At 42.2% G+C, this 14640-nt stretch carries 19 protein-coding genes; 6 read left to right on the plus strand and 13 right to left on the minus strand.

Annotated elements, in window-relative coordinates; translation table 11 throughout:
* Nucleotides 1–5 precede the first annotated feature (5 nt).
* Nucleotides 6–476 carry a GIY-YIG nuclease family protein gene (locus RE474_RS05915; RefSeq protein WP_309312042.1) on the minus strand — a complete coding sequence of 157 codons (471 nt, stop codon included), beginning with the start codon at nt 474–476 and terminating at the stop codon, nt 6–8.
* A gap of 103 nt (nt 477–579) precedes the next feature.
* On the opposite strand from RE474_RS05915, the gene RE474_RS05920 reads away from it, so the two are divergent.
* On the plus strand, nt 580–939 hold the full coding sequence (locus RE474_RS05920) for a carboxymuconolactone decarboxylase family protein (protein ID WP_309312043.1): 360 nt from the start codon (nt 580–582) through the stop codon (nt 937–939).
* 9 nt (nt 940–948) lie between these two features.
* Here the strand turns inward: RE474_RS05920 and RE474_RS05925 are convergent, their stop codons facing one another.
* A complete protein-coding gene (locus RE474_RS05925; protein ID WP_309312044.1) occupies nt 949–1236 on the minus strand; it encodes a DUF1294 domain-containing protein in 288 nt (95 codons plus the stop codon).
* Between the two features lie 113 nt (nt 1237–1349).
* Here RE474_RS05925 and RE474_RS05930 point away from each other — a divergent pair, with 113 nt between their 5' ends.
* Nucleotides 1350–1763: a cupredoxin domain-containing protein gene (locus RE474_RS05930; protein ID WP_309312045.1), complete on the plus strand. Its 414-nt coding sequence runs from the start codon at nt 1350–1352 to the stop codon at nt 1761–1763.
* A 28-nt stretch (nt 1764–1791) separates the two neighbouring features.
* Here the strand turns inward: RE474_RS05930 and msrB are convergent, their stop codons facing one another.
* Nucleotides 1792–2199 carry a peptide-methionine (R)-S-oxide reductase MsrB gene (msrB, locus tag RE474_RS05935; RefSeq protein WP_309312046.1) on the minus strand — a complete coding sequence of 136 codons (408 nt, stop codon included), beginning with the start codon at nt 2197–2199 and terminating at the stop codon, nt 1792–1794.
* 193 nt (nt 2200–2392) lie between these two features.
* Here msrB and RE474_RS05940 point away from each other — a divergent pair, with 193 nt between their 5' ends.
* The 3 genes from RE474_RS05940 (at nt 2393) to gpmI (ending at nt 5880) form a co-directional block, all read left to right on the plus strand.
* A complete protein-coding gene (locus RE474_RS05940; protein WP_309312047.1) occupies nt 2393–2722 on the plus strand; it encodes a hypothetical protein in 330 nt (109 codons plus the stop codon).
* A 126-nt stretch (nt 2723–2848) separates the two neighbouring features.
* A complete protein-coding gene (locus RE474_RS05945; protein ID WP_309312048.1) occupies nt 2849–4285 on the plus strand; it encodes an MATE family efflux transporter in 1437 nt (478 codons plus the stop codon).
* Between the two features lie 47 nt (nt 4286–4332).
* Nucleotides 4333–5880, plus strand: a complete 1548-nt coding sequence (gene gpmI, locus RE474_RS05950; protein ID WP_309312049.1) for a 2,3-bisphosphoglycerate-independent phosphoglycerate mutase — start codon at nt 4333–4335, stop codon at nt 5878–5880.
* Between the two features lie 40 nt (nt 5881–5920).
* Here the strand turns inward: gpmI and fen are convergent, their stop codons facing one another.
* From fen to RE474_RS05965, 3 genes are all read right to left on the minus strand, one after another.
* Entirely contained in the window at nt 5921–6937 is a 1017-nt protein-coding gene (fen, locus tag RE474_RS05955; RefSeq protein WP_309312050.1) for a flap endonuclease-1, read from the minus strand.
* Between the two features lie 32 nt (nt 6938–6969).
* The gene (locus RE474_RS05960) at nt 6970–7284 is read right to left on the minus strand and encodes a hypothetical protein (RefSeq protein WP_309312051.1); all 315 of its coding nucleotides are present in this window, start codon (nt 7282–7284) and stop codon (nt 6970–6972) included.
* A 102-nt stretch (nt 7285–7386) separates the two neighbouring features.
* Complete coding sequence (locus RE474_RS05965) at nt 7387–7710, minus strand: hypothetical protein (RefSeq protein WP_309312052.1); 324 nt, start codon at nt 7708–7710, stop codon at nt 7387–7389.
* A 149-nt stretch (nt 7711–7859) separates the two neighbouring features.
* Here RE474_RS05965 and RE474_RS05970 point away from each other — a divergent pair, with 149 nt between their 5' ends.
* Nucleotides 7860–8795, plus strand: coding sequence for a presenilin family intramembrane aspartyl protease PSH (locus tag RE474_RS05970; RefSeq protein ID WP_309312053.1), 936 nt, complete (start codon nt 7860–7862; stop codon nt 8793–8795).
* 101 nt (nt 8796–8896) lie between these two features.
* Here RE474_RS05970 and RE474_RS05975 read toward each other — a convergent pair whose 3' ends face one another.
* From RE474_RS05975 to mmp3, 7 genes are read right to left on the minus strand one after another with little or no spacing between them, the layout of a single operon-like run.
* Complete coding sequence (locus tag RE474_RS05975; protein ID WP_309312054.1) at nt 8897–9364, minus strand: carboxymuconolactone decarboxylase family protein; 468 nt, start codon at nt 9362–9364, stop codon at nt 8897–8899.
* Nucleotides 9365–9400: 36 nt separating this feature from the next.
* On the minus strand, nt 9401–10339 hold the full coding sequence (locus RE474_RS05980) for a methanogenesis marker 7 protein (protein WP_309312055.1): 939 nt from the start codon (nt 10337–10339) through the stop codon (nt 9401–9403).
* Nucleotides 10339–10935, minus strand: coding sequence for a methanogenesis marker 17 protein (locus tag RE474_RS05985; RefSeq protein WP_309312056.1), 597 nt, complete (start codon nt 10933–10935; stop codon nt 10339–10341). The genes RE474_RS05980 and RE474_RS05985 overlap by 1 nt, the downstream gene beginning before the upstream one ends.
* 4 nt (nt 10936–10939) lie before the next feature.
* Nucleotides 10940–12181: a methanogenesis marker 15 protein gene (locus RE474_RS05990; protein WP_309312057.1), complete on the minus strand. Its 1242-nt coding sequence runs from the start codon at nt 12179–12181 to the stop codon at nt 10940–10942.
* On the minus strand, nt 12178–12648 hold the full coding sequence (locus tag RE474_RS05995) for a methanogenesis marker 5 protein (protein ID WP_309312058.1): 471 nt from the start codon (nt 12646–12648) through the stop codon (nt 12178–12180). The genes RE474_RS05990 and RE474_RS05995 overlap by 4 nt, the downstream gene beginning before the upstream one ends.
* A 9-nt stretch (nt 12649–12657) precedes the next feature.
* The gene (locus tag RE474_RS06000; RefSeq protein WP_309312059.1) at nt 12658–13092 is read right to left on the minus strand and encodes a methanogenesis marker 6 protein; all 435 of its coding nucleotides are present in this window, start codon (nt 13090–13092) and stop codon (nt 12658–12660) included.
* 2 nt (nt 13093–13094) lie between these two features.
* Complete coding sequence (gene mmp3, locus RE474_RS06005; RefSeq protein WP_309312210.1) at nt 13095–14630, minus strand: methyl-coenzyme M reductase-associated protein Mmp3; 1536 nt, start codon at nt 14628–14630, stop codon at nt 13095–13097.
* Nucleotides 14631–14640 lie beyond the last annotated feature (10 nt).

Consider the following 14640-nt stretch of genomic DNA (forward strand, 5'->3'; position numbering starts at 1 on the left):
GTAGGTTATACAAAATGAACAACTTTTGATTTTAATTCTACTGCATTAAATGCATCTTTTATTAAAATCAAAGGACGTTTTTTACTGTAAAAAAGGTGAGAAGAACAGCCACAATCCCCTGCTCCAAAGCCACGGATATGATCGTTAAAACTAGATTCCAATCTTCCTGCAAGTTCACATTCAACCTGCTTATCAGTAATTGCATATATCACTGATATAAGTTCGAATTCATGTGAAAACGAAAGATAATCAACGTGCCAGCGTGGTTTTTTGTTTTTCTCTAATGAAAGCAGCACGTGTCGTTTCAGCCTTTTGAGACCGCCACTTCCAAGCGCAGAACCGACATATACATGGTAACCCTTAGAAAATTCAATATTTTTAAGGCTACCTGCATCAAGAACACTGTTTCCATTCCTGAATATGAGACAGTAAACACCTTTTTCAGAAATATCCGGGAAATCCCTCTTGTCCTGCATACTAAATAAAGGGCAAAGAAAACATTAAATCGTTTCCTGCCAAATCTTCATTGATAGATCTGAAGGTTACAAAAAACAGAGAATCAAAAGAAGGGAATAACAAATGCCAGATGAAATAAAGGAAGCAAAAGATGTGAAAGGTTTCCAGCCAAGGGCTGTGAGCTATGCAAAAAAAATGGACGATAATTTCGCAGATGCTGTTGCAGGTTTTTACAATTCCGTATGGGAAGAAAGAGAAGGCGGCCTTTCCAAGAAACAGAAACATCTTCTGGTATTTGCAATCGCATGCTCAAACCAGAAAACAAAAAGTGCTGTGAAAATCCTCCAGAGACTTAAGAAATATGGCGTAACAGCACAGGAAATAAAGGATGTTATGATGATAGCAGCCTGGACCGGTGGCATACAGAATTTCACCAATTTCACTCCTGAAGTCCTGAAAGAGATGGAAAGACTGGAGTTCTGAACTTCCGTTTCAGCTTAAAGCATATAATGGCAGCAAGAACCTGATCAATACATACATCTGGATCAACAGTATAAGAGGCATACCTATTGTGAAAGATGAATGCTTTGTCTTATGACGGAAACGGTACATTCCTGCAATGGAACCAATGCTGCCACCTATTATAGCAACTGTGAACAGGGTTTTTTCAGGAATCCTGAATGCGCTTTTTTTTGCTTTTCTTTTATCTGACCACATCAGGTAAAATCCGATGATATTTACCAGCAGCAAATACATAACAATTATAAAGGATGTTTCCATAGCCTTTATTTCACTATAAGCTGTATAAATTTACCGGGTATGGAATATGGACTCATTACCTGAGAAAAATGGTTTTTTTGTAGAACTAAAACTCAGAAATGGGGTGGTATAATATGACAAAAAAGTGTTTGATATTAATTACAATACTTATGCTTGCAGGCGTACTTGTCAGTGGATGTGCCGACAATGCAGATAACGCTGCAACTGATGAGCAGATAGAGGACGCGACAACAGAGGATGTTGCAGAAGCCACAGATGTAGTTGGTGACGGGATTGACTATGGTATCAGAATGGAATACTATGGTATGATGAAACCTTCAGAAATAGAAATCAACAGAGGAGACACACTGGTATGGACAAATTACAAACCACAGAACACCTTTGTACTTGTTAGTGATGATGGCCTCTTCGAAGACCAGGAGATGTACGTTCACGACACATACAATTATACTTTCACCGAAAGTGGTACCTACACATTCAGTGTTGTGGACTATCCTGACATGACCCTTACAGCCACAGTCAACTGAACAGAGGTGCAAACCTTCGATCACTACTTTACTCTTCTTTTTTAAAGTCCAGTGAAATGGAATTCATACAATATCTCTTGCCGGTAGGTTCTGGACCATCGTCAAAAACATGACCAAGGTGACTTCCACACCGGCTGCAGACAACCTCTGTCCTTTCCATGAAATGACTGCGATCCTCTTTCAGTGAGATTTTATCATCGCTAATCGGTTTGAAAAAACTTGGCCATCCAGTACCGGAATCATATTTTGCATCTGAACTGAACAATTCCTGACCGCAGGCTGCACAGTGATAAATCCCTTTTTCCTTATTTGCATAGTATTTTCCAGTAAAAGCGGCTTCTGTGCCTTTTTGCCTCAATACTATGAACTGATCTTTTGTCAGTATTTCTTTCCACTTCTCGTCTGACTTTTCAATAGTATCTGACTTATCTGACATATTTAAACTCCCATTAAAATGGCGCAGATGTTAGATAAAAAGCTGTCGTGGTGTAAAAAATAATAATCATCATATAAAATAAACAGATAAATATAAATATTATTTATGAGAGAATAAATAATGTTGAACAAAATCACAATATTGTGTTCAGCATTTGGGATAAATATTTGGGTAAAATCATAGGGGAAATAACATGTCGGATTGGATTAACTACTATGAAGACAACAAGCAGACAGCATTGAAGAGAATAAAGAATATGGCTCTTTCTGCAGGTTACAGTAGTGAGCTCAACTGCTGGGTTAACAAATACCTGGATCCTTTTTCTGTTGCAAGAACAATCGCAAAAGAGAGAAAAGAAAGTCTGGATCCTTTTTTCAGAATTCGTATGGAAGCGGAAAAAGATCTTGAATTTACATTGCTGAGGGCAAATAAAAGAGACAGAAGTAATTGTGATATCATCTTCTTTGAAAGCAACCTCCTGCTTATGTTCAACCTTATGCTTAAGCACATAAGGACAGCATAACCAGAAATAAGAACTATCTTCCCAACAAATCACAACTAACATTAACAGAAAAAACGGAAGAAAAGGGATAAATACACCTATTTCATCTATTAGTTGCATCCCTTTTCAGGGAAGAAGGCATACTCATTGCATGAAAGAAGTAAACTCTTAGCTGACGAGAACATAGGCAAGCTCCTTTTCAAATTATCCGCACCTGCCACAGTGGGAATGCTGGTACAGGCCCTGTACAACATTGTGGATACTGTTTTTGTAGGTCAGGCACTCGGTGAGAACAGCATCCAGGGAATTGCCGGAATATCCATTGCTTTCCCGATAATGATGTTGATCATGGCAATTTCACTGGCCATTGGCATTGGTGGAGCTTCCATGATATCACGTAGTCTTGGTGAGGGAAATCAGGATAGAGCAGAGAATGTGATGGGAAACGTACTGTCACTTGTCCTTATCATGAGCGCATTCATCATCATTGCAGGCAGCATTTACCTTACACCTCTTCTGAAATTATTTGGAGCAACGGACACGATTCTGCCATATGCCACTGAATATATGACCGTCATATTGCACGGGTCAGTGTTCTTCATGTTCGCACTTGCCATGAACAATGTCGTGCGTTCTGAAGGGAATGCCAAGGTTGCAATGTACACAATGCTTATCTCAGCTCTTGTAAATGTTATTCTTGATCCGTTATTCATTTTCAAATCCGGATACATTGAATTAAATTTCCTGGCAGACAAATTGGGAATCGTCATCCAGCCACTATATCTGCATGGTTTAGGACTTGGCGTAAAAGGTGCAGCCATTGCGACAATTATTGCACAGGCAACCGGAGCGATCTTTCTTATATGGTACTTTGCTTCCGGAAACTCCAGCCTTCGTTTCCATTTGAAGAATCTCAGACCAAGACTGGATATTGCTTTTGAAAGCATTTCCATAGGACTGGGACCTCTGGCAAGAAACGCATCCAGTAGTCTTGTAGTAATAGTACTGAACAATATACTTCTGATATATGGCGGAGGAGATGTCTCTATTGCAATCTTTGGTGTTGTTAACCGCCTTTTTATGTTCACCTTCATGCCAATGTACGGTATCGTTCAGGGACTACAGCCCATTGTTGGTTTCAACTACGGTGCCAGGAACTTTTCAAGAGTTATGGAATCTGTGAAACTCTCCATGATGGTAACTACTACTATGGCAGTTGTCGGTTTTATTGTGCTCCTTGCATTTCCGGGGCAGCTCTTTGGCATATTCACATCAGACGAGCAACTGATATCCTCGGGAGCATCTGCCACAAGAATAATGATACTTGCACTTCCGCTTGTGGGATTCCAGGTTGTTGGCTCATCACTTTACCAGGCCATTGGAAAAGCTTTACCATCTTTCATCCTTGCAATGAGCAGACAATTATTGTTCCTAATACCACTGGTTATAATCCTTCCACATTTCTTCCAGCTTACAGGTGTGTGGCTGGCGTTTCCACTATCAGACAGCCTGTCATTCATGCTTACATTTGTGTTGGTGCTGAGAGAATTCAGGATTCTCACAAGGCTTGAAAATGGTTCCTGATTGACCGATACAATGCATTTAAAAGGCATCGGAACAATTCAGAATTCATGTCATATGAGAATGGACCACTTTTACTTATGATACTTGACGGCTGGGGTTACACCACCGAAGAAAAAGGAAATGCAGTAATGGATGCAAACACCCCGGTGCTTGATTCACTTGTGGAAAAATACCCATCATGCTTATTACAGGTTTCAGGTGAGGGCGTAGGATTACCTGAGGGACAGATGGGGAACTCAGAGGTAGGTCACCTGAACATCGGTGCTGGCAGAATAATCTACCAGGATCTCACACGCATTAATAAAGACATAAAAGAAGGTTCTTTTTTCAAAAACCAGGTCTTTCTTGAAGCCATGGAAAATGTGAAGAAGAAAAACTCAGCACTGCACCTTATGGGACTATTCTCATACGGAGGCGTGCACAGTCACATGGACCACATGAGAGCACTTGTGGAAATGGCAAAGAATGAAGGTGTTGAAAGAGTTTACATTCACACATTCCTCGATGGCAGGGATGTGCCACCCCAGACTGCGCTTGATGACATGAAAGCACATGAGGAATTCTGCAAAAGCACAGGCATTGCAAAAACTGCAACTGTAAGCGGCAGGTATTATGCAATGGACCGTGACAAGCGCTGGGAGCGTATAAAACTGGCATACGATGCACTCACACTTGGTGAAGGTATCCTTGCAGAAGATGCTGTTTCAGCAGTGAGTCAGGCTTATGAGAGAGGCGAGAATGATGAATTTGTAAAGCCCACTGTCATAACAGATGCTGATGGTAAACCTGTGGCAACCGTAAAAGATGGAGATTCAGTAATCTTTTTCAATTTCCGTCCTGACAGGGCAAGACAGATGACTTATGCATTTGTGCACGATGATTTTGATGGTTTTGAGAGAAAGGTAAGGCCAAAAGTTCACTATGTGTGCATGGCAGAATATGATGAGAAGCTGGATGTTCCAATTGCATTCCCACCGGAGACCATTACCAATACACTTGGAGAAGTCCTGAGCAAGAATCACAAAAAACAGCTTCGTATAGCTGAGACTGAAAAGTATGCCCACGTTACATTCTTCTTCAACGGTGGTGTTGAAAAAGAAAATGAAGGAGAGGACAGATGTCTTGTATCTTCACCGGATGTAGCTACATATGACCTTAAACCTGAAATGAGCGCATATGAGGTCACTGAGCAACTTGTGGACAGGATACAGTCTGGAAAATATGACGCTATAATTCTCAATTTTGCCAACATGGATATGGTAGGTCACACAGGAATTGTGGATGCTGCGATCAAGGCGATCGAAGCTGTGGATAAGTGTGTTGGAAAAATTATCGATGCAATAATCGAAAAAGGCGGAGCTGCGCTTATAACAGCAGACCATGGCAATGCCGAGAAGATGATCGATTACCAAACCGGCAAGCCACACACTGCACACACATCTAATCCTGTAAGGTGTGTTCTTGTGAATGGTCCGGAAGGAGCAAAGTTGCATGATGGTAAGCTTTCCGATCTTGCACCAACCATGCTTGAGATAATGAAAATAGAACAGCCTGTTGAGATGACAGGAGTTACACTTATCTCGAAAAACAATTGAATCTAAAAACTAAGCTAAAATTGTGTTCTAGAATTTAGATCTAGAACCATTTGTCAAGGGTGCTCTGGCCGCTTCCGGAAGAAGCTTCGAGGCGTTCCAGAGCCTTTGTAACCCTGTCCTCTGAGAAATCATGTTCTCCGCAGAGAAATGATACTACCGCTGAGGAATCAGGCTTTTTCCATTTAAGAGAATAATCATCGGTTACCGGCGGGGATTTGAAAAACTCTTTGATTCCTTCAAGATTCTCGATTTCCAGACCTTTTTCCAGAAGGATGTTCTCTATGCTGCCATGTTCTTTTACTAGTTTGAGAGCTGTCTTTGGACCAACACCCTCGATACCATCATTATAATCGGTACCTACACAAAGAGCAATATCGATAAGTTGTGACTGGTTAATTCCCATTTCATCCAGGTTTTCTTTAAGGTCAATGAGTTCAGGTTTGACATCCACGTAGATGTTCTTCTTTGGTAATTTTCTCTTACCTGAAACCGTCAGGTTCCTGACAACTTTAGGAGAACCGAAAAGCAGTGAATCGTAATCCTGTGATGCTATCCTGTCAGCATCTCCTTTTTTGACCATGTAAGCTGCCTGTGCTTCACCTTCTGAGGGGGCATCCACATAAGGAATACCCATTGCACTCAGCAGTTTCTTTGAATCCTCAACAATTGTTGCATCAACCCTAGCAGATGCCTGGGCATATTTATATGCTTCTTCAGCAAGACCTTCTTCTTTAGCCAGTTCATAATTGGCTTTTGCTTTTTCACGTCTTTCAGTACGTTTCTGTATAGTCGATGATTTGAACTCAGGGGGCTTGCCATCGAAAACAAAAACAGGTTTTACTCCGGCTTCAACTATGTTGGTCATCCTGTAAAGAATGCCGGACAGATGTGATGTGACATTTCCCTGAGAATCTTTCAGGGGAGTGCCATCTCTCTGCCGGATGATACTTAAGAATTGATAAAGTGTATTAAAGGCGTCTATCGCCACAACGTTTAAAGAAAGGTCAGATACTTCGATCGTGCTCCTTTTTAGGAGCTCTCCTATATCAACACCCATAAAGAATCGTAATATTTTGATTATTGAAACCTTCAGGCTTCAGTTGTTATGAATCCATTGCATTCAAGTCTTACATCGATTACAGAATCATCGTTTGCATCGATCTTTCCGACTTTAAGGATATTCCCTACCCTGTCAATTAAGTGTGTTTTAGTAATCTGTACCTGGTGGAGATCGTTAGAGTCTCTATTTTTGTGTACCACCACTAGACTATGTTGATCGGTCTCGTTCTTGCCTAACTTTGACATCATGTTCTTCACAAGTTGCTCAAAGTCAGAGTAGATAAGAATCTCAGAACATTTCCCGGCTTTTTTGATAATACCAATTGGTTCTAAATTAATGCGCATATACGCACCTCTTATAGATAGAAAATAATTCTCATCAATCTACTACAATCTAGTTAATATGGTTTTCGGAGCTTTGAATGACATCATCATTATGATAACAAATTACCTGTACCTTTTCCTATCCATTGAGTCCATCACTTCATCCATCTTGATGAGAACCTCATTCATCCGTGAATCCAGGTTGTTTTCAACACTTTGAACATTGATCCTTAAAGAACGCTCTTTTGCTTCAAGCATATTATCGATCTTACGCAGACGCATATCTACCAAAAGGATCATAGCTGCCAGCGCACCAACCATTACCATTGCAGAAAGTATGATCAAAGCATTTGCAGAACTGTATTTGAATCTACCAAGCCATTCATATGTAAGTACAAAAGAAGACACAACCATTACAACTGAGAATAATATATCTCTGGTTTCCATTCTGTTCCCTCATTATTAATATGGGCTTTTTTGCTATTTATATTATTTAACTCTATTTTTTTAAAAGAGAATTACTTAAATACTGAACAGAGTATTTACTATACAGCATAATATATTATTCGCTTATTTATATATTGGGAGTTGCTGAGTTGAGTTCTGAAAAGACGGTAATCAAAGATTACGTTCCAATGCTTGTTATGGTGGGCATTATATTGTTAGTACAGATCACGGCACTGCTTCTGGCTGCGCCAATGAATGCAAATGACATGCAGGCTTTTGAAAACCCTGACTCAACTTCAAACGCCATTTACTACATAGGCGTTATTCTTGTATTTACCGGCTTTTTGCTGCTGGCTATCAAAAAGAATATGGAATGGATAATACAACTAGTAATTCTGCTTGCTGTCGGAGCCACCATGTATTATGTGTTCTACGCACTGCTTTCACTTGTTGACATATCTGTCATGACAAACAACATAGCTTCAGGTCTTGTAGCTGCCATACTCACAATACTGCTCTACAAATTCCCTGAATGGTATATCATCGATATAGTAGGACTTATCATTGGAGCGGGAGCCAGTGCAATATTTGGAATTTCGCTGTCTATCCTGCCGGTTATTGTGCTTCTTTCACTGCTTGCAGTCTATGACGCAATCTCTGTCTATAAGACAAAACACATGATAGACCTTGCAGAAGGCGTGATGGACCTTCACCTTCCAATTCTCTTTGTGATCCCAAAACATCTGAAGTACTCTTTCATTGAGGATTCACTCAAAAAGGAAGAAGGAAAGGAAAAGGAAGCATTCTTCATGGGACTTGGAGATGCCATAATGCCAACGATACTTGTTGTTTCAGCAAATGTGTTCCTTGTACAGAAAGCTCTTGAACAAAACATTACAATCGCATCAATTGGATTCATATCCTATCCTGCTCTTGGTGCAATGGTAGGAACAGTAATAGGATTTATGGCCCTGAGCATACTGGTCATGAAGGGAAAACCACAGGCAGGCCTTCCATTCCTCAACAGCGGAGTAATATTAGGATATTTAGCAGGAGTGCTGCTCAGCGGAGCACCACTCTACTAATCTCTTTTTTAAAGTTCTTCAAGAAAAGAAGGATCTCCTCAATATTGTGTGGGTAAACTAAGTTTTCCCACACGATGTTAAGAGAAACGAAAAGAAAAAATTCAGTCTTCCTCAGGAAGCTCAGAATTAATATTACATATGGAACAATTCGCAGATGAAGCAACATCCTGTTTCTCATCAGCGAAAACATTATCTACAGAACGAGTACCTTCTGCAAGGACAGCTGCTGTTGACACACTGCTGGCTATGAGAACAGAATCGAATATCTCCTCTTTAGACACACCCAGCCTTTTTGCAACCCTTACATGGGTATTCAGGCAATGCTCGCAGCGAAGTGCCGATGCTACTGCTATACTGATAAGTTCCACGGTCTTAGGGTCCATACGCTTGAATTCACGCATAACACTGTTCTCGTAGATCATTCTCGATATGAAAATTTCCGGCATATCCTTCATAAAATTAGTAATATAAGGAATTTCTCCATATCTTTTCTCGACATCTGCCAGAATTTCGTCTACAGCCTCCTTCGGCTCTTTGTCGAGAAGCTCTTTGATTTTTTCAAGTTCCATAGTAACCCCGAATAAGTTCAAACGTTTAATCGAGCTTTACGCTGTGAATCCAACCTCAGATTCACGTTTGATCTTGACCAATATATAATTTTTCATACGGGATTTTGTGATGGTCGCCATATCAGAAAGCCTTACACCTTCATCAAATTCAAGATTCTCCACCCTTTCATGAAACACATCATACGGAAGTTTCACTCGCAGCCCGTCAAGCTGAAGAGTTACAGGCGCAGGTGAGAATACATCAAATATCTCAGGGATCTGTTCATGTATCTCTTTCATTACCCTTGGCGGAAGTACTGCAAGTGGGTCCTTTGCAAGGTCCTCACGCATCTTCTCCACAACTTCCACAACCTTCTCCAGCAAAACATCAAGCGAACTGAGCTCTCCGGGTTTTCTCATACGATGGGCAACCCTGCCGATACCGCCAACATAGAGATCGGCACCAGCGACTTCTTCGGTCTTTATGTTAAGAGGGCCTCCTGCAACGATCTTCGGGACTGTCACACCTTCAAGAAGCTTTGGTTTCTTGTTCTTGATACAATCAGCAAAAGTACCGAATGAGAATACAGCAAGATCATGCTCATTAATGAGCTTCCTCTCATAGTTATCAGAAAGTGATACTCTCCTACCCATACCTCTTGCAAGACCGATCATATTGGTGTTTGCACCACCTCTGCGCATGAATTCCGCTACATCACATGCCGAATGCGGAAGGTGATGGGATGCAAGAGTCGGAGAAACAACAGCTATCTCTGTTCCGGTAAGGGGAGCGCGTTCCAGTTTGCCGAGAAGTTTCTTTCCAAGTTCCTCGATCAGATGGACATCCTCCCTTGGGATGAGCATCACAAGGGTAACTTCAGTGGCTGCAGGAACTTTCTGAATGAGATAACCTCCGAGGTCTTCCAGGAGTTCAGTGATGAGTGTGTGCTGGTGAATTCCACCCACATAAATATAAGGTTCAAGAACTGCTGCCATTATTCATCCTCCTGAAGTTCCTTTGCAATATCCTGCGCTTCCTGTATCCATTCTTTCTTGAGAATATCCTCGGTTGCAGCGAAAACAAAAACATGCTTGTCCATTGAATGATAACGCACTCTGAAACCTTCCGGTGTTGCACGGATAGCCATTTCAACAAGTCTGGACTGAAGAGTCTTCTGAGGGTCTGCAACAACAAGGTTCTTCAGGAATTCCACATCTTCATCCAGATCTTCCACGGTCATAATCAGGGTCTTTCTTTCAGGCTGGCGTACACCCGCACGTCCGTATTTTGCCCAGAGTTGTTCAAGTAATTGTGGAAGGTATTTTTCCTGTTCAATTGAAATAGTGACTTCCTTTGTAATATGATTTGTAACATCAACACTGCCCATATCGGATACTTTGACTTTTGGCTGGCTGCCTCTGAGAATTATAGCCATGAGGAAAAGAGAGTCCTCGGGTCTAACTCTCACTTTTATTCTTCCAATAGCAGCGCCAAGTACCAGTTCAGTGATAATGTCCGCAACTATGCTCTTGTAGGCATCGCCCTCTTCCGGTACCGTGGACTCCACAACGAAAGTCTCAAGAGGTTCCATAGAATTACTCCTCCACGTATCCTGAGGCCAGTAAAGCACTTCCTACAGCACCGATAAGGTGGGAGTTCGGTGGTACGAGAACATTGATATGTAGCAGCTCACCAAGAGCCTTTGGAACTCCTTCGATCAGAGATGAACCTCCTACAAGGATAAGCGGTTCCTTTACATCGACTTCCTGAAGCTGCTGTTCAAATATCTGCTCAACGACACTGTGACATGCCGCTGCTGCAACATCCTCAGGTGTTGAACCCTTTGCAAGTGAGTTTACAAGTGACTGGATACCGAAAACGATACAGTAACTGTTCATATCGACATTCTGTTCCATTCCTTTTACCGCAAGGGCACCAAGTTCTGTAATATCGACACCGAGCCTCTTTGCAGTCATATCAAGGAAACGACCTGATGCACCTGCACAGATACCTCCCATGGTAAACATGCCGGGAATTCCATCATCAACGGATATGGCTTTGTTGTCCATTCCACCGATATCAATTACAGTTGCATGACCTTTCTGTGTGTCAGCAAGATAAACGGCACCCTTTGAGTTGACAGTTATCTCTTCCTGGATAAGCTTGGCACCAAAGTATTCACCAATAAGGAAACGACCATAACCAGTAGTACCGATCGCCTGAATATCCTCCTGCTTGACACCGGCTTCTTCAAGTGCCTGATTGAAAGCCTCTGTGGCGCTGTCAATTACCTTGATAGTAGGTACCCAGCCTGAACCAATGATCTCGTTGTCCCTCATGACAACAGCCTTGGTAGTTGTGGAACCGGAGTCAATACCTGCAGTCAGCCCACTCTGCTTTTCCCTTGCAAGCAGGTGTCTGCGTCTTGCGATAGTTGTGAGAGCTTCCATACGTGTCAGCAGTGTTGCTGCAGTTGTACGCTCTGTAAATGAATAACTGATAACCGGAAGCTCAGAATGCTTGTTGATGTAACGGCGGACCTCATTTCTGACAATCGCTGCCTCTGCACACCTGAAACATGATGTGATAAAAACACCGTCTACATCAGAGAGCCCTTCTACAACAGCCTTTGCCCTTGCCATCATCAGGCGAAGATCAGGGCTTGCTGCCTCAATACCGAAATCCTTGCCAATATCATCAAGAACATCAATCTCTATTTCAGGATAGACAAGTTTAGCGTTAACACTTGAAGCTACAGATTCCAGTTCCCCGTGAACACCTGCGTACTCGGAACCACATGATACAAGTGCCACTTTTACAACAGCTTCATCATTCATTCTGTTGCCTCCTCTGATTCTCCTTTGACTTCATCAAGTGATTTCAAAAACTCTGCGATCTTGTAAACGAATTCCTGTCCTTCATCATCATCTTTTGGAAATTCCAGTTCAAGAAGTGGCATTTCACGGCTTCTGATAAGATACTTGGTAAGTTCGTTTGTACGGGCACACCCCATGCAACCAAAGGCCATTGGAGATTCGCCCACAATGATACCGGCTTCCGCCTCTTCGATCATCGGGCCTACTATAGCCATCCTGCCCCTGACACCTGCAGGAACTTCAACAGCCGCGTATTTGAGACCATGCTTTGGCTCCTCTGCTGTAATATTCATGGGTGGTGAATCAACACCAACGGTCGTGACCTTTTCCTTTATCTTTTCCATCATTGCCAGTGGTGTATGACCGAACCTCTGCACCAGGTCAGAAAGGATCAGACTGTTTGTAGGGTATATGATAACTTTAGCCATGGTATTGCCTCATAAGCTGGATTCAACTATATCCTGGAGGTCTTTCACTCCAAGTTTCTTCTTGTGTTCTATCTCTTTAAGCGGAACATGTTTATCGTATTTGTCAAGCGCATTGCCTATCATCGGAAGCATCATTGCTTCTTCCTTGAGGAAATAGAAACCAGGTCTCGTACCTCCTCCGCGGGATGCACGGCAACGCCTGTCGTCACCCGGAGGGAAACCTCTCTCTTTTACGAAAATATGATTCTTATCAAGATCAACGATCTCTTTTACTACTTTGTTTACAGCCTCTCTCGGACCTGTGACCATTGTCCCGAAACATGTTTCCTTGATGACGATATCAGTACTGGATTCATATATTTTCATGGCAGCATCGATTGGCAGCACACTGTCAGAACTTGTAACAACAAGTTTTGTTATGACATCATTGTTCTCTTCGGCCATTCTCATTCCTCCTTGCTGCTCTCTAAGACATACATTTGATCGCCATCCTTGAAATGTCTGAGTTTCTCAGGGTCCAGTATCTTTCCGATAATGTTGGTGTTTCCAAGTCTCTCGCCGGTCGGACCGAACAGGTCATCATCAGCTAACTTGACACCTATCATTCCAGCTCTCTTTGCAGCCTGGTTGGTAACACCAATCTCACCTGCAATTGCCTTTGCCGGAGTGTTCTCCGGGAAGATCTCCTTATAGGATTCTGCAGGCTTTTCAGCCTTGAAGATATAGGTGTTCTCGTAGGTCATCATCACAGGAAGTAAACCTACCGGGTCGTATTGAAGACCAACTGCATGCCTGAAGAAATCAAGGGTCTTTGGAGCAAGATCATCGTAAAGCTCGATCTTTACAAGCATCTCAGGGTCAACGCCCTGTACTGTTACTTTCTTTTCTTGCAGGATCTCAATAGAGGTTGAAGGAGACTGTTTTACAATGAAACCATCATCACCGGTATAGCCAGCCCTGGTAACTTCAATGTCCTTCTGAGCCATTTGCGCTTCTGCTTCTGCATTGGTCATTCCAAGAAGCATAATCCGGTCCGGAACGGACTCAACCATAACTTTCTGGCCTTTTTCTGCTATTCTTGCAAGTTCTATTCCCTGCACAACATGACCTATCACAGAATGCATGATAGATGAGGTGCGTGCATCAGTTGAAATGAAAAGTTTACCGGCACCGTATCCCACAGTTCTCACAAACACAGAACCTGTTGAACGTGCTTCGAAGTTTTCGTATGTTACCAATTCACCCTGGAACCTGTGATCGGATATAAATGAAGTTGAAAGATAATCAATATGGAACGTGCCATCCTTTGTTACTGCAAAGAAGAACTCTGCACCTTCCGGAGCCAGTTGGTCTATCTCGATCTTGATGTAAGTGAAAATGCGGAAACCATCTTCAAGTTTTGTTGAAAGATCAGTCGTAGAAATGTGTTCTCCTACTTTTTCCCATTCGACAACCGGCTCGATAGATAATATCCTGTCTCCCCTGTCAAGGTCTGAAATTACATGTTTTCCGCTTATCAGTCTTGCAAACACACCTTCCTCAGGTGCACCGTATTCTGCGGAGTGACGTGTCTTACTCACGATAAGGTGAGTATTGGCAGCATCGCCACCACCTGCACCAAAAAGCATTGTGAACCTTTCCATATCGGAATTTCCACGTGCAGGTTCCATATCTGTGCTGAAAGGACCAAAGGCAAGTACATCCTTGTTTGTCCATCGCACAGGAAGTTCTGTAAGATCTTTAAAAATAGAAATCCAGCGTTTGGAAGAAGGAGAAGATTCATCAAGGAGCTCTATTTTGAACTCACCTTTTGATGTTTTCACAAGGTATTCTTTTGAAGCCTGTGATCTCTGGTCTTCCTTCTCTATAAGAATACCAATCGCTGTACCCTTTTTGTAAGGGGCGTTTGACACCTTTATAGCGTCCTCAAGGGTCGAACTTTCGGGTAATTTCAGTTCCTGTCCGTTGATCTCTACCGTTATTTCGCCACTC

Source organism: Methanolobus sediminis (genome assembly GCF_031312595.1).
In the GTDB taxonomy this organism is placed as follows: domain Archaea; phylum Halobacteriota; class Methanosarcinia; order Methanosarcinales; family Methanosarcinaceae; genus Methanolobus; species Methanolobus sediminis.